This window comes from Sphingobium fluviale (assembly GCF_004122115.1).
Taxonomy (GTDB): domain Bacteria; phylum Pseudomonadota; class Alphaproteobacteria; order Sphingomonadales; family Sphingomonadaceae; genus Sphingobium; species Sphingobium fluviale.
In genome coordinates, this window is record NZ_SBKP01000001.1 from 374,423 (window position 1) to 393,038 (window position 18,616).

An 18,616-nucleotide genomic window follows, 5' to 3' on the forward strand; every position below is an offset into this window, starting at 1 on the left:
TTAGCGCGCACGCAAATCGCTCCCTGTCGCAACCAGCCCGGAAAGCCGTGCGCCGTCGGCTATCTTCTCGATCCGCCCACGCGTGACGGAGATGAGCACGCGCTGGCCGTCAAACTCCACAACCGCGAGCTTGCCGAAGGTGCCCATGGGCAGCATTTCCAACACCTTGATCGCGCGATCACCCTGTGCGCCCAACAGTCCGGGCTGATATTTGCGCCACAGCCACAGCGCACCGAACGCCATGCCACCCACGAGCGGCAGCATGATGGCGAGCTTGACGAAGTACCAGAACATCAGCTGCGCCTTTCGACACCCGCCATCACCGCTTCGGTGTTGGCGACATCGACCACGCGGATGCCATAGCGGCCATTCACCGTCACAACCTCGCCACGCGCGATCAGCGCGCCGTTGACCATGATATCGAGCAGGTCGTCCGCCTGCCGGTCCAGCTCCACCACGCTGCCCTCCGTAAGATCGAGGATCTCCGAGAGGCGCAGGCTGGTCGAGCCGACTTCGACCGTGAGGCGCACCGGAATGTTGGAGAGCAGATGATATTGCGGACTGGCATTCATCTTGCCGATCGCGCTCTCCATCTTCGGTGCTTCACTCATATCGCTCATGTCATTATGGTCCTTAGTTCATCTTTTCGATCATGAAGGCCGCGCGGCCGCTCTGCTCGCCGATAGTCCCCTCGGCGAGCACACGATTCCCCACGAGAAGGGGGAGGAAGCGTTCGATGGTGACGGGGATCACGTCCCCGTTCTTGAGGTTCAAGAGTTCATTCAGAGTCAGGCTGGGCCGCGCCAACACCGTCTTGGCGGGCAAGCGGATATTGCCCATCTGCCGGGCGAGGCGCGCCTGCCACAGCGGATCCTTGAGCTGGATCTCATCCGGCGCATTGGTGGCGAGCAGCGGCTCCAGCTGGCGCAGCGCCATAAGCGGGAACATCAGCTCGATCGTCCACTCCTGCCCCTTGCCCATAGTGAGGGTGAAGGTCTGGCTCAGCAACTGGTCTGTCGCTTCTGCAAACACCAGCGCCTGCGGATCATGCTCACGCGAGGCGAGCGACATCTCCATCGGCAGCAGGTCCGCCCAGGCCGCGATCAGCGCCTTCATGACATCGTCGGAGAGCTTGGCGCGCAGCCGGTCTTCGCTGCGGGTGAATTCGTTGCGTTCCGGCGCGGGGCGGGTGCCGGAACCACCATAGAACCGCTCGACCATCGATGTCACCATACCGGCATCAAGCTTGACGAGGATCGAGCCTTTCAGCGGATGCAGCTTGTATGTGGATAGCGAACAGAAATTGGGCGCCATCGCGGACCAGAGGTCATAATTGACCATTTCCGCCGGATTGGTCGCCAGATTGGGCTTGGCGCCGATGATCTGTTCCAGCATCGCGCGCAAATGCCGCGCCACGCGCTCGCCGATCCGGTCCATACCGGAAAGCGATACGGGCGTCTGCGGTTCGGAAGTCCCGAACGTGTAAGGCTGTACGTCGTCCATAACCCAATAGTCCCCTGCCCGCCACCAGAGGACACCTCAGGCTTTGGACAGTGCTATTGAATAATGAAATTGGTAAAATAAACGTTATCAACCCCGGAATAGCCCGTCTTTTCGCGCAATATTTTGTTAATAAGGGCTGTCAGGCGTTGTTGGAGGGCTTCCTTGCCCTGCGGCGTGGACAATTCGATCCCGCTCTGTTGCGAGAGCAGCATCAGAATCGCGGAACGCAGCGCCAGCTCATGAGTCTTGAGCGCGTCGGTCACGCGGGCGTCGTAAAAAGTGGAAATCGCAAGTGCCACCTGCACCAGCGAATCGGTATCCGCAAGGTTGGAGGTGTAAGGCGCGGGCATCTGAAAATAGGTCGCCTGATATTCTGCCGGCTTCTTGGGCCGTGGCAGGTCTATGCCGCCCTTGGGTATCTTGAAGTCGGTCTCCAGATGCGGAATGCCCGCATCCTTCTTTTCTCCTCCGCCTGAACCTTCACTCGGCGTGGCGCCAGATTCCGCAATCGCTTTTTCCGCAGCGGCAACGGGATCTTCGCCCTTTTTCACAAGCACAGGCCGGTTGGGGTCTGTCTGAACGATTTCCTCTTCCTCGTGCGCGCCAAAGGCGCCCGCGGCATACAGGCCGCCAGCAACACCCGCGCCGCTCATCAGCAGCACGATCAGGATGATGATGATCATCCCCTTGCCTTTACCGCTCTTGGCGGGTGCATCGACTATGTCTTCAGCCATCGGTCCGGTCCTGCATTATGCCCGCTTCCCGCTCCGTCAGGCGTAGCGCGCGCTATCGCCACGCCCGGAACGCATCGGGCCGGTCGCCTCGTCGGCGTCCGCGCCTCTCATAACGGTCGTGGTGAACGGAGCTTTAGGACTATTGCCACCCTGATTTTGTCCGGCGAGCGATGCGGCATCAGGCCGGCTCTGCTGCTGCCCGCCATTTCCACCTGTCTGCGCGCTCGTCTGCGACTGTGAGGATTGATTGCCCTGCTGCGGGTTGGCAGGATTCTGCTGTTGGGTATTGCCGCCCATGTCGCCACGTGCGGCCTCCTGAGGCGCCGCAAGCCGGTCTATACGCAGCTCGCCGATGCGGACCGACGCCATGCGCGCATCCTGCATCAGGCGCTCCTTGTCTTCATTCAGCGCGGCGAATGCGGCATCGCTATCAACCCGCATCAATATATCCGACCCGCCGCCCGCAGAGGCGGGTGCGATATCCACCTGCACCGCGCCCAGCTCCTGCGAGGCGATGCGGAAGCTGCCATGGCCGGGATTGGCGCTGATGCTGGCAATCTGCCGGGCGATGTCATTGATCCACTGGCCGCTGATGCCCATATCAACCACCTGCTGACCCAGCGTGTTCGCAATGCTCGGTGCGCCTGCCGCCGGTGTCAAGGCAACCGGGGCGGGGTGTGATGAAGGCTGCCCCGCCGCGTCTGTCCGTGGGATCTGCATGGCAGTGTTGACACCCGGGTCAGGCTGCACTGCGGCGCTATCGCCCTCGCGCGTTTCGGGTAAACCAACCATGTCCGCTCCCGCATCCGGCGCGGCATGGGCAGCGTCTGTGATGATAATATTTTCTGTTATATTATAATGCTTTGTATTATCTTCTTTTTGCACATTATTAGAAACAATGTTCGCCACGATCCGCTCCAGGCCTGAGCCGTCCGGCTGTTTCAGCGCAGCGGATGCCTCACTGCTCACAGAGCTGGCCTGCGGCTGACTGGGCTTCGCGCTGGTCGGCAGAGCCGGGGCGAAATCAGGACCGGACTGAGTAGCTGGCGTGGCGTTCACGCCCTCCGTTTTAGCCCGGCCCTCGCCGCGACGCCGATCTCCCGACCCGCCCTCGGATGAGGGGAGTTGGACCACATTCCGGATCGCTTCCGGCTCTGCCTGTGCCTGCACAATGACCGGTGAGGCGGGTTGGACTGTGGGCGCGATGGCAATTGGCGCTGGCGCGGCTTCGGCCACAGGCACGGTGCCATTCTCTTTCGCTTCCCTCTTACCGCCACTGTCCTCTTCAGTTGTTGCCAAAGCAGCGGCGGCGCGACGTATGGCTGCCTTGCTAGTCGGCGGGGCGATAACGACTTCGGGTTGCGCCTGCTTCTCTACTTTGGTTTCACCCTTATCCTTGGGCGCCGTCGTCTGCGTCGGAGCAGCGGCAGGCGCAGTATCGCCGCCATTCTGAAGCGCCACGGCCAGCAGGGCGATGGCATCATCCGGCTTTTGCGCCGATGTGTCTGGCTCTTGCGGCACTAAGGCAGATGGCTGTGCAAGCTGCGCGGCGGCGACTTTGGCGGCCTCCGACGTTAGCACGGGCTGAATAATTCCGTGCATCAGCGCTGAGAAATCGACGCCATCCTTGCCCATGCCCGTGGCATCGCCGACATCGCCTGTCAGAAACTCAAGCCCGGTGGCAGGCGCAGAGCGGCCCGCGCCATGGGCCTTGCCCGGCGCGCCGTGTGTCGCATTTGAAAGTGCCATGGTCATTCCTTATCCCCCGATTGCGCCATCATGCGCATTCTCAACAATTTGTGCGGCGGTATGGCGGATATACGCGCCTCCCGCTGTGCCTCGACCCGCGCCGATGCCTGCTCGCGCAGTCGCTCGGCAATCTCCTTTTCGCGGCTGGCCTCGACCTGCTTTTCCTGCTTGTGATCGATAACCTTGCGCGCATCATACAGCGCGCCTTCGAGCTGCTTGCCCGCCCGCTCCAGCCGGTCAGCCATTTCACGATAAGCGGCAAGTGTACCACCCATCATATTGCTATCATTATGAAAAAGATCAGATCGAACCCGCGCAACGCGTTGCGCATTATGCTCAATGCTCGCCGCTTCATCGCGGGCGCGAACCGTCTCCGCCACTGCCTGCGCGTGTTGAACCCCGCGCACTCGCACCAGCCGCTGCCGTCGGGAAACGAGCTTGCTGCTCATAGGCCAAACTCCGCCTGCAATGCGGCGATGCTGCTATCGAGATCAACCTGACTTTTCGCGCTCTGGCGCAGGAAATCGAGTACCTGTTGCCGGCGAGACACCGCCTCGTCGATCAGCGGATCGTTGCCGGGGCGATAGGCACCCATCAGGATGAGATCGCGGTTTTCCTCATAGGCCGCCCACAGCGCGCGATACATGGCAGCGGCGCTCAAGTGCGCGTCATCGGTCACATCCGCCATCACGCGCGAGAGCGATTTGCCGATGTCGATGGCGGGGAAGATGCTCTGCTCCGAAAGATGGCGGGAGAGGACGATATGCCCGTCGACAATCGCGCGGGCAGCATCGACAATCGGGTCGTCGGTGTCATCGCCATCGGCCAACACCGTATAGAGCGCCGTGATCGACCCGCCAGAGCGGCTATCCACCCCTGCCCGCTCGGCGAGGCGCGGGATGAGCGAAAGCGCGGAGGGCGGATAGCCCTTCATCGCGGGAGGCTCCCCCAGAGATAGGCCAATCTCGCGCTGGGCATGGGCGCAGCGGGTGAGGCTATCGATCAGCAGCAAAACCTGCTTGCCGCGCGCCCGGAAATATTCCGCGATGGCGGTGGCGCGGGCGGCGGCACGCAGGCGCAGCACCGGCGGATGATCCGCTGGCACGGCGACGACCACGCTCTTGCGCATCATTCCGCCCGACAGCTTGGTCTCGATGAAATCCGTCACTTCGCGGCCGCGCTCACCGATCAGGCCGACGACGACGACATCCGCCTCGGCCCCGGCGATCATCTGGCCCATCAGTACAGATTTGCCGACGCCAGACCCCGCGATGATGGCAATGCGCTGGCCGCGCCCTGCGGTAAGCAGCGCATTGACAGCGCGCACGCCAAGATCGAACCGTTCCGTCACGCGGCCCCGGTCCAGCACATTGCCGCGCACGCCATTCAGCGGCCAATGGCCCTGCGCCATCACCGGCCCCTTGCGATCAAGCGGCTGGCCCATCGCATCGATAATGCGTCCGATCAGCCCCTCGCCCACCTGCACCATGTTGGCGGCGCTATCCGGCTCTACCCGCGCGCCATTTTCCAGGGCCGCGTCCATATCGAGCGGCACGAGCACGGCCTTGTTGCCGCGAAAGCCGACAACCTCGGCCCGCGCAGAGCCGCCGCCGATACCAGAGCAGGCTATTCGCGCCCCCGTGCCGATGGGGCGGTTGAAGCCCGTCACCTCCAGCATGCCTGCGTCATGGCTGACGAGGCGGCCGACATGGCGCGGCGCAGACGGCAGGGCCATATGATCGAGCAACTTTTCGGCGTGGAGCTGGGCAGCAGCGATCATCGCTCGCCCTCCATGTCATCGAGCAACGCCTTGAGGCGAGAAAGCTGCACGTCCGGGCCATGTTCGATCCAGCCATCACCCGCATCAAGCCGCACACAGCCGCGCGATACGGAAGCATCGGGCTGGATGCGATAGCCAATCTCTCGCCCGCCGAGCAGCGCTATATCCTCTGGGTTAAGGCACAGAATGCTGTTCGCTTGATCCTGTTCAATAAACGCAGCGACGGCTTCGACCCGCTGGTACAGCAGCTCTGCGTTGACAGGCGCCTCACCGACAATCTGGCTCACCAGCCGGATGACGGCGGCAGAGAGCATTTCCGACAATGCGCCATTGGCGGCGGGAACGATCTGCTCCAGCGCCTGCGCCAGACGCAGGCTGGCCTCGGCATCGGCGGCGTGGTTTTCCCCTGCGATGCGCATGCCCGCATCAAAGCCCTCGGCAAAAGCATCGGCCCGCGCCTGCTCTATGGGGTCAAGCCGGCCAGCAGGCTGCGCCGAGGCAGGGCGCGTATGATTGACCTCCTGCCCATCGGCAAAGCGCGCGCGAAAGGGCGTGGCGCTTCCACCAGTCTTGCCCAGCATACCGATGGAAACCGTCTGAGCATCGCCCAGTTGCGCCGGCGTGAAAACCCTAGACAAAGTCGTCGCCTCCCGCGCCGAGCATAATAGTGCCCTGTTCGGCAAGGCGGCGGGCTTCGGCCACCACCTTCTTCTGCGCGTCGACCACATCGGCCAGGCGCATCGGTCCGCGCTCTTCCATCTCGTCGACAATAGACTGCGCCGCGCGCTGAGACATACAGCCCAACATCTTGGCCTTCAGCATCTCGTTCGCGCCCTTCAGCGCCACGACCAGCAGCTCTGTATCGACCCCGCGCAGCAATGCGCCCATATTCTTGTCGTCCAGCTCAATCAGGTTGTCGAAGATGAACATCTCTTCCTCGATCGTCTGGCTGATGATCTTGTCGCGCTTGGTCAGCGCCTTCATGATGCGCTGCTCCATATCCTTGCGGACATTGTTCATGATCGCGGCGGCCTCGCTGGTGCCGCCACGCTGCGAGGTGGCGCCCTTTTTCTGCATCGGTGTGCCGCTGGAGAGCATCGCCTCCAGATCATCGAGCGCATCGGCGCTCACCGGCCCCAATGTCGCGACGCGATAGATAACGTCTTCCTGACATTCGAGCGGCAGCATTGAGAGCACGTCGGCAGCAGCGCGCGGCTCCAGATGGGCCAGCACGATGGCCATCACCTGCGGATGCTCGCTTTCTATGATGGCGGCGATTTCGCCCGCTTCCATCCATTTGAGCATCGCGAGCTTGGTGGTGCGGGTGGGCGGCGTGATCCGCGCGAGGATATTGTCCGCGCGCTCCGGCCCCAGTGCCTTGTGCATCGCGCCGCGGATATGGCGGGTCGCGCCATAGCCGATGGTGGTGCGGCGCCGCGCCTTGCTCACGAACTGATCGAGCGCCTGATTGACCTCGTCAATCTCAACATCCGCCACATCATACATGGCATAGCCGAGCTGGCGCACTTCGTCCGGCTCCAGCCGCGAGAGGATCTCGGCGGCCTCGTCCTCGTTGAAGAGCATCAGGAGCACGGCGGCGGCCGCGCTGCCATGCAGCGGCTTCAGGTTCTCTTCGTCAACGTCGAGATCGGGATCAGGCATTTTCTTTGGCCTTGCTGCCTTCTCTCAACAGATCCCGCACCACGAGCGCGGCACGATCAGGATCCTGCTTCACGAAATTGCGGATCAGGTCTGCGCGCTGGGCGTAATCCGGCGTGGAGCTGATCATATCGAGCGTCACCATATGGCTGCCGGGGTTGGCCTGAGCCGCCTTCGCCAGTTCCTGAGACATCTGCATGCCTATTTCCTGTCGTTTCGCGGCGCGCGCGGCGGGCGAGATGGCGGGCGCGGATTTCGCCTCGCCCAGCTTCTTGAGCAGCGGCTTGCCGATGCCCATCACCACGACGATCACCACCGCGAGCGCGGAAAGATTGCGCACCAGCATCTTGAACCATGGCGCCTCATAGAAAGGCGTGGTGGCGTCTGCCCCCAGCGCATCCTTGGCAAAGCCGCGCGAGGTGAGCGCAACGGTATCGCCGCGTGCCTGATCAAAGCCAACCGCGTTCTTCACGAGGTTTTCAAGCTGAGCGATTTCGGCGGCCGGGCGCGGCTTGCCGTTGGGCGCATTATCGAGCGCCACCGCAACCGAGATTCGCTTGACGGTGCCGACCGCATCGCGGGTGACGGACACCTCACGCCCCAGCTCGAAGCTGCGGTTATAGCTCTCCTGCGTGCGCAATGGCGCGAGATTGGGCGTGGTCTGCCCGTTCTGCGCGGCAGATGGCGGTGTCGCCCCTGTGGCTGCCTGCGCATTGGCGGCCTGTGTGCCCACCCCCGGCGCGGGAGGCGCGGTGTTGGACAGCGCACCCGGTATGCCGCCCGGCTCTGCGGGAAGGCCGGGGCCGTTGTTGGGATTGCCCGCCTGCCATGCGCCCTGCTCCACCCGAAGCCGGGCTTCGTCCTGAGGATAGGTTTCGCGCGTCGCCTGGCGCTCATTGAAGTTCACATCGGCGTGGACCTCGGCGGAAAACTTGCCCGCGCCGACAATCGGCGTCAGCAGCGCGATCACCGCCTTGCGATAGCCTTCTTCGATCTTCTGCTGAATCGCGAGCTGGCGATTGGTCTCGCCTTCCACGCCACCCACGCTGGAGAGGAGGTTGCCGTTCTGGTCGACGACGGAAATGGCGTCTGTTGCCAGATCCGGCACAGACGAGGCGATGAGATGCACAATCGCCTGCACCTGCCCGTCTTGCAGCGATTTGCCGCTGGCGAGCTTCAGCATGACCGACGCGGCGGGCCGGCTGCGGTCACGCAGGAAAATGCTCGGCGTCTCGACCGCAAGATGCACCCGCGCGGCGTCAACACCGTCGATCGCCTCGATCGTCCGGGCCAGGTCCATCTCGCGCGCGGAACGAAGCTTCTCGCCCTCAACCGCGCGGCTGGCGCCCATTGGCAGGCTGTCTATCATGCTGTTGCCATCGGGCGCGCTTTTGGGCAGGCCTTCGGAGGCAAGCATGATCTTCGCCTTGAAATAGTCGTCCTCGGCCACCGTGATCGCGCCGGACTGGCTATCGAACTTGTATTTCATCGAATTCTTATCGAGCGCGTCGGCCACGGCGGCCTTCTCGCTATCGGGCAGGCCACGGAACAGATCGCGCTGCGGCGGCTCGCGCAATGCGGTCCAGGCCAGCGCCGCAGCACCCACCACGCCGAGCAGACCCAGCATCGGCAGGCTCTTCGCCACCGCAGGCTGGCTCAATATATCGCCGAAGCGGAAGCTGGGGCGCGCAATGCCGCCGCCTGAAGGCGCAGCGACAGCCGGAAGCGCCGGTGCCGCTGGTGTGAAAGGATCATTCATGGCTTATTATTTCCCTTGGTTCCGTCCGCCATCACACCGGCATGCTCATGATATCGCGATAGGCCGACAGCAGCTTGTTGCGCACCTGCAGCGTCGCCTCGAAACTGATCGAGGCCTTCTGCTTGGCGAGCATCACCGCCGCTATGTCTGTCGTTTCGCCGCGCTCGAAGGCGTTGGTCGCCGCGCTCGCCTCGCTTTGCAGGCCATTGACCTTCTCCAGCGCGCCTTTGAGCGCCGTGGTAAAGTCCGCCGGGCCAGAGGGCGCGCCAATGCCGCCGCCCTTTACGCCATCGACCTGCGCGCCACCGGGCGTGGCAGTGGCATCGCGCAGCGCCGCGTTCTTCTGCAATATGGCGCTTCGGATCGCCATGATGCTGTCTGTGGAAATGCCGTTCATCGTTCAGCCCTCCCTGTGTCTCACGCCATCGCCAGATTGCGCAGCTCGGCGAGCCGATAGCGCAGCGTGCGTTCGGAGATGCCCAGCTTGCGCGCGGCAAGGGCACGGTGCCCGTCCGCTTCGCGCAGCGCATGGCGCACCGCATCGAGCTTTGATGCGCGCGCGATATCCTGAAGCCGGGTCGGCCGCCCGCGCGGGCCAGGAATGATGATTGGCTCGGCCGGCACAGGCGCGAGCGATGGCGAACGGGGCTGCCCGTGAGAAACAGGCGCCATCAGCGACAGGTCGCTCACCATAATCCGCTCGCCCTCGCGCAGCACCAGCGCGCGCTGGAGCACATTGCCCAGTTCGCGGGCGTTGCCCGGCCATTCATGCGCCTTGAGGGCGGAGATGGCGTCTTTCGTCGGCCAGACGAAGTTCGCATCGCCTGTATGCTTCTCGTCAAAGCCAAGCAGCATGGCAGCGGCAATCGCCAACACATCGCCCCGGCGCTCGGCCAGCGGGATCATCCCCAGCGGCATCACGTTAAGGCGCCAGTAAAGGTCGCTGCGGAACCGCCCCTCTTCCGCCTCGGCGGCTAGATCGCGGTTGCAGGCTGCGATCACGCGCACATTGACCGGAACCGGATGCGTCGCGCCGACGGGAAGGATTTCCCCCTCCTGCAGCGCGCGCAGCAGCTTGGCCTGCAGGTTCAAGGGAAGCTCTGCGATCTCGTCGAGAAACAAGGTGCCGCCATCCGCCGCGAGGAACAGACCGTCAGACGCCTGCGCCGCGCCGGTAAAGCTGCCCTTCTTATGGCCGAAGAGCATCGCTTCCATCATCGTTTCCGGTAGCGCCGCGCAGTTGACGGCGATAAAGTCCTTGTCGCACCGGTTGGACCGCGCGTGAAGAAAGCGCGCCATGCCCTCCTTGCCGGTGCCAGTATCGCCCTGGATCAGCACCGTCGCGTCGCTCATTGCGATGCGCGAGGCCAGCAGCATCAGCCGCGCGCTCGCGCCATCGCCAACAGCGGGCGTGCCCGACGGGCGCAGAAGCTCTGCCACCAGTGCACAGGCGAACTCAAGATCGGCGGGGCCGAACTCCACCCGTGCAGGCAGGCCGTCCTTTGCGCGGATATAGCGCGGTTCGCCCTCGCGATAGTCAATCAGGATATCGCGGCAGGTCGCAAACGCGATCTCGCTCGCCAGCATCACATAGATGCTGCCCTTGTCGCGCGGCAGATGCGCCGCGACGGGCGCAATATCAAGATAGGCATGTTCCAGCCATGCCTGCAAAGCAGGCACGCGCGCACAGAGCGCATCGCTGATGCCAAAAGTAGACATCGTTTCCAGTCCCCATCATATCGACAGGTCCGTGCCCCCGCACATTCCTGTCCCTTCGATGGGGTGATTGTGCGTAATAACGCTTAGGATATGGTTAATGGCTGCCGCCTTTATTGCCGGGCGGCAATTTTTTTCCGCATTGATGCATTTTTTGCCGCATCCTTTGCCGTACCCCCATTTATGGCGAAAATCTGCGGGTTTCAGCGCATGGCCGCTGGCCAGTTTTTGCCGCCTTTTTGCCGGTCTGGCGGCAAAACCGGGCCGTTAACGACTTAAGCGAACCCGGCAACAGACGTTTTTTCGCTTCGAGGCCGCAAGCATCAACACAGGCAAGCGACCGAAACATTCTTCAGGAAAGAGGAACGAACATGACTGTTATCGGAACCAACATTGCCGCAATGCGCGCCCAGGCCGCTTCCAACTCGGCCACCAACCAGCTTCAGAGCTCGATGGAGCGTCTGTCTTCGGGCAAGCGCATCAACAGCGCGAAGGACGACGCCGCCGGCCTCGCCATCGCCACCAAGATGACCGCGCAGATCCGCGGCCTCACCGCTGCTTCGCGCAATGCCAACGACGGCATCTCGCTGGCGCAGACCGCAGAAGGCGCGCTCGGCCAGATCAGCAACATCATCCAGCGCGTTCGTGAGCTGGCTGTTCAGTCCGCCAACGGCACGTCCACCAACGCTGACCGCGCTGGCCTGGATAACGAGAGCCGCGCGCTGCTCGATCAGATCGACGCGATCGCCACCAAGACCAACTTCAACGGCGTTGCGCTGCTCGACGGTTCGGCCGCAAGCATCAGCATCCAGACCGGCACCGGCGCAAGCGATACTGTGGCGGTTGGCCTCTCCGACGCCCGCGTTGCTACACTGAACATCGCGAAGGCAGCCTCTCAGGGTACTGCCGGCACCAGCGAGATCGATCTCGCCACTGCCACCAACGCTTCGAATGCTCTTGCCACGCTCGACACCGCGCTCACCACGGTTGCTGCGGCCCGTGCGTCGCTGGGTGCCAGCCAGAACCGTCTGCAGGTTACTGTCGAGAACATCAGCTCGACCGTCACGAACCTGAGCGAAGCCCGCTCGCGCATCGAGGATGTAGACTTCTCGTCCGAGACGACCAGCCTCGCCAAGGCGCAGATCCTGAGCCAGGCCTCCACCGCGATGATCGCGCAGGCCAACCAGGCTCAGCAGGGCGTCCTCTCGCTGATCCGCTAAGATCAACGAGTGACCTGAATTGACCGGCCGAGGTCTTGGTCCGCCTCGGCAAGTCATCGGACCCCCGGCATACTCCAGTCCCCACCGTGCCGGGGGTCTTACCTTCGATCAAATGACCACAAGGCAAAACACGCCAAACAACGAAATACGCACAATTCTCCTCCGCCCCTTCCCCCAAGGGCGGAGGATTTTGTGTGCCTGTGAAAAAATAAAACCTAGTGAAAACAATATGGTAAATAGAATCAGCAGAAAAATTTACCATAGCGATTAAAAGTCCACTCACATCCGCCGTTTTCCCCTTTCGAGGCCGCAATGGTTCCCATGCCAGAGCGACTTACCTGTTAGAAAGGGACCAAAATGACTGTAATTGGAACAAATATCGCCGCGATGCGCGCTCAAGGCGCATCTATGTCTGCATCCATGCAACTGCAGGAATCAATGGAGCGTCTGTCTTCGGGCAAGCGCATCAACAGCGCGAAGGACGACGCCGCCGGCCTCGCCATCGCCACCAAGATGACCGCGCAGATCAAGGGACTGACTGCCGCTTCGCGTAACGCCAATGACGGCATCTCTCTGTCGCAAACGGCGGAAGGCGCGCTCGGCCAGATCAGCAACATCATTCAGCGCATCCGCGAGCTGGCGGTGCAATCCGCCAACGGCACCGTAACCAACGCGGACCGTCTGGGTCTGGACAATGAAAGCCGCGCTCTGCTCGATCAGATCGATACGATCGCGACAACCACCAACTTCAACGGCGTCTCGCTGCTGGATGGTTCGGCCGCCAGCGTGAGCATCCAGACCGGCATCAATGCAAGCGACACCGTGGCGATCACGCTCGCTGACAGCCGCAGCACGACGCTCAACATCAAGAAAGCTGCGGCTCAGGGCACCGCTGGCACCAGCGAGATCGACCTTGCAACCGCCGGCAACGCCTCGAATGCGCTCGCCACCTTAAGCACCGCACTGGCTGCGGTCGCCTCGGCCCGCGCATCGCTCGGCGCCAGCCAGAATCGTCTGTCGGTCACGGTTGATAACATCGCATCGACCGTCACCAACCTCACTGAAGCGCGTTCGCGGATCGAGGATGTCGATTTCTCAGCAGAAACGACGACGCTGGCCAGAGCCCAGATCCTCAATCAGGCCTCCACCGCGATGATCGCGCAGGCCAACCAGGCTCAGCAGGGCGTCCTGAAACTGATCCAGTAATACAGTTCGGCTTGGGAGCATTTTCTGGAAAAATGGAAACCGGTTTTCCGCCTGAAAATGCTCCAAATATAGGATAGACCATTTTCCGAGGCGATGACCGTTCGCGGTCATCTGGAAAATGGTCGGGGACCGGCCCATGGTATTGGTCCGCCTCAAGCCGGTCTGACGACCCCCGGCACTCTCCAGTCCCCCTCTGTGCCGGGGGTTCCCCCTTCGATCGAGTGACCACAAGAGCATAATTTTCTGTAGAAAAATCAAAGCCCTCGCCTCTCCCCCAAGAGCGAGGGTTTTTCTATGGTTGCAAAACATGGCGCTTCATATGTGGCCATACCGCTACAGCTATTCGGCGGCTGCGGCGCGCTCCTCATCCTGGTTTTGGTTTTGGTCCTGGGCGAGGGCGAGGCCAGCATCGGGCGCCAACGCATCCCCTATCAGCGCACCAACGGCCTCCGGCGCAGCGGGGTCTCGCGCCAGCATATCGATCTGTTCCAGCTCCTCTATCTCGCGCCCGCCAGTTTCGATATTGAGGTCACGCAGCTTACGCCCGGTGACGAGCACGCGGCTTTCGAAGCTGGACGTGAACTTGTTATAATCGGCCACAGCGCCATTGAGGCTGCGCCCCATCTTCTTGAGACCAGAGGCCGCGACCGCCAGCCGCTCGTAGATTTCCTTGCCGAGATGGCCGATCTGCTTCGCTTCCTGCGCCATTTTTTCCTGCCGCCACACCGCGGCAACCGTGCGGGCGATCGCGATGAGGTTGGTCGGCGTCGCCAGCAGCACACGCTTGGAATGGGCATATTCCCACAGGCCCGGCTCTGCATCCAGCGCGGCGGTAAGGAAATGTTCGCCCGGCACAAACATGATGACATAGTCTGGCGTATCGGAAAACTGCGCCTGATAATCCTTGCGGCCAAGCGCATCGACATGGGTGCGCATCGAGGCGACATGGCGCATCAGGCACTCGGCGCGCAGGGCTTCGCCATCGGCCTCGAACGCATCCTGATAGGCGTTCAGCGATACCTTGGCATCAATCACCAGCGAGCGGCCGCCGGGCAGGCGAACGATCACGTCCGGTCGCAGCCGTCCGTCCTGCCCCTCGACACTCACCTCGGTCTGGAAATCGGCATGTTCGGACATTCCGGCCATTTCCAATACGTTACGGAGCTGCTGTTCACCCCAGCGACCGCGCGCCTTGGGCGCGGCACGCAGCGATGTGACCAGCCTTTGCGCCTCGGCCTGCACCCGCTCCTGCCCGGCGCGCATCGAATCCATCAGGCCTTTCAGCTCGCCATAGGCCTCGGTGCGAGCGCGCTCTATGTCAGTAATACGCGCGTCATAGCTCTTGATCTGCTCTCCCACAGGATGCAGCAGCGCCTTCAGCTGCGCCTCGGATCGCTCATGCTGCTGCGAAAGGCGCTGATCGGCGCGCTCAAGGAAAGCGCGCTGCGCCTCGCCCAGCAATTTGCCGCCGATCTCGCTGAATTGCGCCGAAAGCTGCTCCTTCGCCTCGCCCAGCGCGCGGAGCTGCGCCTCCAGCCCCTCGGCCCGCGCCAGCGCATCCGCCTCCAGCGCGGCAAGCCGGGTGCGCACGGCATCGCGATCCTCGCGCAGCGCCATAACCTCGGCGCGAAGTCCCTCAGCGCGGCGCTGTTCCTCGGTAATGTCGCGCAGTGCGGCGTTGCGTTGTTCCTCGGCACGGACCAGCCCGTCCGCCGCCTCCCGCTCTCGCCGCCGCAGCTCCGCCACCGGTCGCGCGCCGAAAAACCAGCCCAGCGCAAGGCCTGCAAAGAGCGCAACAAGGCTGAAACCAAAGGCGAGCGAATCCACGCGAGTCCATTTCCGTCAGAGAGAACGAAATGGGAACATATCGCCTGTCATCCCGCCGCGCAAGCGCGAAGATAGACTCACGCCGCCCTGCGCGCTTTCTCCAGTTTTTTCAACAACATATCGCGCTTTAACCGCGAGAGATGGTCGATGAACAGCACACCGTTCAGGTGATCCATCTCGTGCTGGAGGCAGGTAGCGAGCAGGCCATCCAATGTCTGTTCGTGGATGCGCCCTTCCCTGTCCAGCCAGCTCGCGCGGATGGTCGCCGGGCGCTCGACCTCGGCAAACTGATCGGGCACGGAAAGGCAGCCCTCGTTATAGATCGAAAGTTGCTCAGACCCTTCGAGGATCTGCGGATTGATGAATACGCGCGGGTTTTTGACCGGAGGCGCATCCTCCGCGTCGCTTTCCGGCTCCTGCAGGTCCATCACCAGCAGGCGCTTGGGCACGCCCACCTGTATAGCGGCAAGGCCGATGCCCGGCGCGGCATACATCGTCTCGAACATATCGTCGATCAGCTGCTGGAGCGCGTCGTCGATTGACTCCACCGGCGTGGAAATGGTGCGCAGGACGGGATCGGGCGCCTCGATGATCGGTAGAATAGCCATAGCCTTCAGATATGGGAACAAAGCGCGATTATCAAGGGGATCAGGCGATGGGCCTGCGCGCGCGCAACGCCTGCGCCAGCGTACCCTCATCGAGATAGTCCAGCTCTCCGCCCACTGGCAGGCCGTGGGCAAGCTGGGTCAGGCGGATCGGCAGGCCTTCCAGCCGCTCTGCGATATAGTGCGCGGTCGTCTGCCCTTCCAGCGTCGCGTTCATCGCCAGCACCACCTCGTCGATCCCGCCCGCCGATACGCGCGCGAGCAGGCTGTCTATCCCCAGATCCTCCGGCCGCACACCCTCCAGCGCGGAAAGCCGCCCACCCAGCACATGAAAACGCCCCGGAAACAGGCGGGATTTATCGAGCGCCCACAGGTCCGGCACATCCTCCACCACGCACAGCGCGCGCGCATCACGCCGGGGGTCGGCGCAGATGCCGCAGGGGTTGGTGGTGTCGACATTGCCGCATATGGAGCATGTTGAGAGCCGCTCGTTCACCTTTTCCAGCGCATTGAGCAGCGGGCCAAGCGCGCTCTCCCGCTTCTTGAGCAGATAGAGCACCGCGCGCCGGGCAGAGCGCGGCCCCAATCCGGGGAGGCGGGAAAGCGCCTGCGTCAGTGCCTCGATCTCTGGAGATGCCATCAGAGACCGCGAACCTCAGGGCCATTCGGGCCTGCGAATACCAGCTTTCTGCGCTTCCGGTGCTCACCTACCTTAAAGCAGGCTGCGCTCCGGTTCTCGAAATCTACCATTCTCGGCTCCGCCTGACCCTAAATTCACAGTCTCTGGCAACACATAAGGGCTTGCATCGCGAAGGCACAAGAGGTTGAGAGAGGCACATGAGAATAATCTACATGGGCACCCCTGATTTCGCGGTTCCGGCGCTGGAAGCGTTGCGCGATGCGGGGCACGGGATTGTCGCGGTGTATAGCCAGCCGCCACGGCCCGCCGGGCGCGGCAAGGCTCTGCGCCACTCTCCCGTCCATGCCCGCGCCGAGGCGATGGGGCTGGAGGTGCGCACACCGGTGTCGCTGAAAGGCGCGGAGGAGCAGGCTTCGTTTGCGGCACTAGCGGCGGATGTCGCGGTGGTCGCGGCTTATGGCTTGATCCTGCCGCAGGCGATTCTCGACGCGCCCGTGCATGGCTGCCTCAACCTCCACGGCTCGCTGCTCCCCCGCTGGCGCGGGGCGGCACCGATCCAGCGGGCGATTCTCGCAGGCGATGCGGAGACGGGCGTTCAAGTGATGCAGATGGAGGCAGGACTGGATACCGGCCCGGTTCGCGCCACCGCGCGGACATCTATCGACGGCAAGACGGCAGGCGCGCTGGGCGGAGAGCTGGCGCAGATGGGCGCGGCGCTCATTGTGGACGTTTTGGCCGATCTTGCCGCTTACCCGCCGCAGCCCCAATCCGCCGAGGGCGTCACCTATGCCGCCAAGATCACCAAGGACGAAGCGCGGATCGACTTTACGGCGGGCGCTATTCAGGCCGAGCGGCAGGTACGCGCCTTCAACCCGGCGCCGGGCGCGTTTTTCACGCTGGGCGAGGAACGGTTCAAGGTGCTGGCGGCGGACGTGGTGGATCAGGCAGGCGAGCCGGGCCTCGTGCTCGATGAGCGCCTCACCATCGGCTGCGGCGCGGATAGCATACGCCCCACCCTCATCCAGCGCGCAGGGCGCGGGGCAATGAGCGTGGACGAGCTGTTGCGCGGCTTCGCCCTACCTGCCGGAACGCGCCTTTCGTGACGCGCTTTGCCTTCACGGTCGAGTTTGATGGCCGCCCGTTCATGGGGTGGCAACGGCAGGCGCACGGCCCCTCCGTGCAGCAGGCAATCGAGGAAGCGCTGGAGCGGATTACGAGCGAGCGGGCCGTGCTGCACTGCGCCGGGCGCACCGATGCGGGCGTCCACGGCCTCGCGATGCGCGCCCATGCCGATATTGCGAAGGACATCACGCCGTTTAGACTGATGGAGGCACTCAACGCACATCTGAAGCCCGATCCGGTGGCGATATTGGCGTGTGAGGTGGTCGCGGACGACTGGCACGCCCGTTTTTCCTGCGTGGGCCGCGCCTATGTCTATCACATCCTCAACCGTCGCGCGCCGCTGACCTTCGAGAAAGGGCTGGTGTGGCAGGTGCCCCAGCCGCTGGACGCAATCGCGATGGCAGAGGGCGCCGCGTACCTCATCGGGCGGCATGATTTCACGACCTTTCGTTCCGCGCATTGCCAGGCGGAAAGCCCGGTCAAGTCGCTCGATCGGCTGGATGTGGTGCGCGAGGGGGATCGCATTGCCGTCCATGCCGAGGCGCGCAGCTTTCTGCATCATCAGGTGCGATCTATGGTCGGCTGCCTCGCGCTGGTGGGCATGGGAAGCTGGACGCCCGCCGACATGGCCGCCGCGTTGACCGCCAAAGACCGGGGCGCGCTGGGTCTCAACGCGCCGCCGGACGGATTATACTTTGTTAAAGCGAAATATTAAAGCTGACTCTCAAGCCACTGTTTTAGCTGGCTCTTAGGCGCCGCACCAACCTTGGTGGCGACGGCTTCGCCGCCCTTGAACAAGATCATGGTCGGTATGCCGCGCACGCCCAGCTTGCCTGGCATATCCGGGTGGTCATCGATATTATGCTTGGCGATAACGACCTTGCCAGCCAGCTCATCCGAAATTTCCTCAAGTGCCGGGCCGATCATCTTGCAAGGGCCGCACCATTCGGCCCAGAAATCGACGAGTACGGGCACATCGGAGCCGAGCACGTCCGCCTGAAAACTGCTGTCGCTGATCGCTTTGGTCGCCATGGGAATCTCCTTTTCTGGAAAGCTATGTAGGGCTGCAGTCCACGCATCACAACGGTTCGCCGCA

At 63.0% G+C, this 18,616-nt stretch carries 21 protein-coding genes; 5 read left to right on the forward strand and 16 right to left on the reverse strand.

The genetic code is table 11. The features are described from left to right. Genes EQG66_RS01985 through EQG66_RS02040 form a run of 12 tightly spaced genes read right to left on the reverse strand, consistent with a single transcriptional unit; the run spans position 1 to position 10,903 of the window. Positions 1-294, reverse strand: coding sequence for a FliO/MopB family protein (locus EQG66_RS01985; RefSeq protein ID WP_129402836.1), 294 nt, complete (start codon positions 292-294; stop codon positions 1-3). Continuing rightward, a complete protein-coding gene (gene fliN / locus EQG66_RS01990; RefSeq protein WP_129402837.1) occupies positions 294-620 on the reverse strand; it encodes a flagellar motor switch protein FliN in 327 nt (108 codons plus the stop codon). Before fliN ends, EQG66_RS01985 begins: the two co-directional genes overlap by 1 nt. Positions 621-633: 13 nt before the next feature. Continuing rightward, positions 634-1,503 (reverse strand): flagellar motor switch protein FliM, encoded by an 870-nt coding sequence (locus EQG66_RS01995; protein WP_129402838.1) that lies wholly within the window; start codon positions 1,501-1,503, stop codon positions 634-636. A gap of 53 nt (positions 1,504-1,556) precedes the next feature. Next, entirely contained in the window at positions 1,557-2,237 is a 681-nt protein-coding gene (locus EQG66_RS02000) for a flagellar basal body-associated FliL family protein (RefSeq protein ID WP_129402839.1), read from the reverse strand. Positions 2,238-2,273: 36 nt separating this feature from the next. Continuing rightward, positions 2,274-3,986: a hypothetical protein gene (locus EQG66_RS15235; protein ID WP_164975558.1), complete on the reverse strand. Its 1,713-nt coding sequence runs from the start codon at positions 3,984-3,986 to the stop codon at positions 2,274-2,276. A gap of 2 nt (positions 3,987-3,988) precedes the next feature. Beyond that, positions 3,989-4,435, reverse strand: a complete 447-nt coding sequence (locus EQG66_RS02010) for a hypothetical protein (protein ID WP_129402841.1) — start codon at positions 4,433-4,435, stop codon at positions 3,989-3,991. Continuing rightward, on the reverse strand, positions 4,432-5,766 hold the full coding sequence (locus tag EQG66_RS02015; protein ID WP_129402842.1) for a FliI/YscN family ATPase: 1,335 nt from the start codon (positions 5,764-5,766) through the stop codon (positions 4,432-4,434). The genes EQG66_RS02010 and EQG66_RS02015 overlap by 4 nt, the downstream gene beginning before the upstream one ends. Beyond that, positions 5,763-6,404, reverse strand: a complete 642-nt coding sequence (locus EQG66_RS02020; RefSeq protein ID WP_129402843.1) for a FliH/SctL family protein — start codon at positions 6,402-6,404, stop codon at positions 5,763-5,765. Before EQG66_RS02020 ends, EQG66_RS02015 begins: the two co-directional genes overlap by 4 nt. Continuing rightward, entirely contained in the window at positions 6,397-7,428 is a 1,032-nt protein-coding gene (fliG, locus tag EQG66_RS02025) for a flagellar motor switch protein FliG (RefSeq protein WP_129402844.1), read from the reverse strand. Before fliG ends, EQG66_RS02020 begins: the two co-directional genes overlap by 8 nt. Then, a complete protein-coding gene (gene fliF / locus EQG66_RS02030) occupies positions 7,421-9,184 on the reverse strand; it encodes a flagellar basal-body MS-ring/collar protein FliF (protein WP_129402845.1) in 1,764 nt (587 codons plus the stop codon). The genes fliG and fliF overlap by 8 nt, the downstream gene beginning before the upstream one ends. A 31-nt stretch (positions 9,185-9,215) precedes the next feature. Beyond that, positions 9,216-9,581: a flagellar hook-basal body complex protein FliE gene (fliE, locus tag EQG66_RS02035; protein WP_129402846.1), complete on the reverse strand. Its 366-nt coding sequence runs from the start codon at positions 9,579-9,581 to the stop codon at positions 9,216-9,218. A 20-nt stretch (positions 9,582-9,601) separates the two neighbouring features. Continuing rightward, positions 9,602-10,903 carry a sigma-54 interaction domain-containing protein gene (locus EQG66_RS02040; RefSeq protein ID WP_129402847.1) on the reverse strand — a complete coding sequence of 434 codons (1,302 nt, stop codon included), beginning with the start codon at positions 10,901-10,903 and terminating at the stop codon, positions 9,602-9,604. Between the two features lie 97 nt (positions 10,904-11,000). Between EQG66_RS02040 and EQG66_RS15240 the strand changes: the two genes are divergently transcribed. From EQG66_RS15240 to EQG66_RS02050, 3 genes are all read left to right on the forward strand, one after another. Beyond that, positions 11,001-11,171 carry a hypothetical protein gene (locus EQG66_RS15240; RefSeq protein WP_164975559.1) on the forward strand — a complete coding sequence of 57 codons (171 nt, stop codon included), beginning with the start codon at positions 11,001-11,003 and terminating at the stop codon, positions 11,169-11,171. A 100-nt stretch (positions 11,172-11,271) separates the two neighbouring features. Further along, positions 11,272-12,120, forward strand: coding sequence for a flagellin N-terminal helical domain-containing protein (locus tag EQG66_RS02045; protein ID WP_129402848.1), 849 nt, complete (start codon positions 11,272-11,274; stop codon positions 12,118-12,120). A gap of 357 nt (positions 12,121-12,477) precedes the next feature. Then, a complete protein-coding gene (locus EQG66_RS02050; protein ID WP_129402849.1) occupies positions 12,478-13,326 on the forward strand; it encodes a flagellin N-terminal helical domain-containing protein in 849 nt (282 codons plus the stop codon). 339 nt (positions 13,327-13,665) lie between these two features. Here EQG66_RS02050 and EQG66_RS02055 read toward each other — a convergent pair whose 3' ends face one another. The 3 genes from EQG66_RS02055 to recR all read right to left on the reverse strand — a co-directional run bounded on the left by EQG66_RS02055 (position 13,666) and on the right by recR (position 16,398). Then, on the reverse strand, positions 13,666-15,153 hold the full coding sequence (locus tag EQG66_RS02055) for a DNA recombination protein RmuC (RefSeq protein WP_129402850.1): 1,488 nt from the start codon (positions 15,151-15,153) through the stop codon (positions 13,666-13,668). A gap of 77 nt (positions 15,154-15,230) precedes the next feature. Beyond that, positions 15,231-15,761, reverse strand: a complete 531-nt coding sequence (gene def / locus EQG66_RS02060) for a peptide deformylase (protein ID WP_129402851.1) — start codon at positions 15,759-15,761, stop codon at positions 15,231-15,233. A 40-nt stretch (positions 15,762-15,801) separates the two neighbouring features. Then, positions 15,802-16,398, reverse strand: coding sequence for a recombination mediator RecR (gene recR / locus EQG66_RS02065; protein ID WP_129402852.1), 597 nt, complete (start codon positions 16,396-16,398; stop codon positions 15,802-15,804). Between the two features lie 197 nt (positions 16,399-16,595). Between recR and fmt the strand changes: the two genes are divergently transcribed. Next, on the forward strand, positions 16,596-17,501 hold the full coding sequence (gene fmt / locus EQG66_RS02075; RefSeq protein ID WP_129402854.1) for a methionyl-tRNA formyltransferase: 906 nt from the start codon (positions 16,596-16,598) through the stop codon (positions 17,499-17,501). After that, the gene (truA, locus tag EQG66_RS02080) at positions 17,498-18,235 is read left to right on the forward strand and encodes a tRNA pseudouridine(38-40) synthase TruA (RefSeq protein WP_129402855.1); all 738 of its coding nucleotides are present in this window, start codon (positions 17,498-17,500) and stop codon (positions 18,233-18,235) included. Before fmt ends, truA begins: the two co-directional genes overlap by 4 nt. On the opposite strand, the gene trxA is transcribed toward truA, so the two are convergent. Next, a complete protein-coding gene (gene trxA / locus EQG66_RS02085; RefSeq protein ID WP_129402856.1) occupies positions 18,232-18,552 on the reverse strand; it encodes a thioredoxin in 321 nt (106 codons plus the stop codon). The genes truA and trxA overlap by 4 nt on opposite strands. Positions 18,553-18,616: the final 64 nt, after the last annotated feature.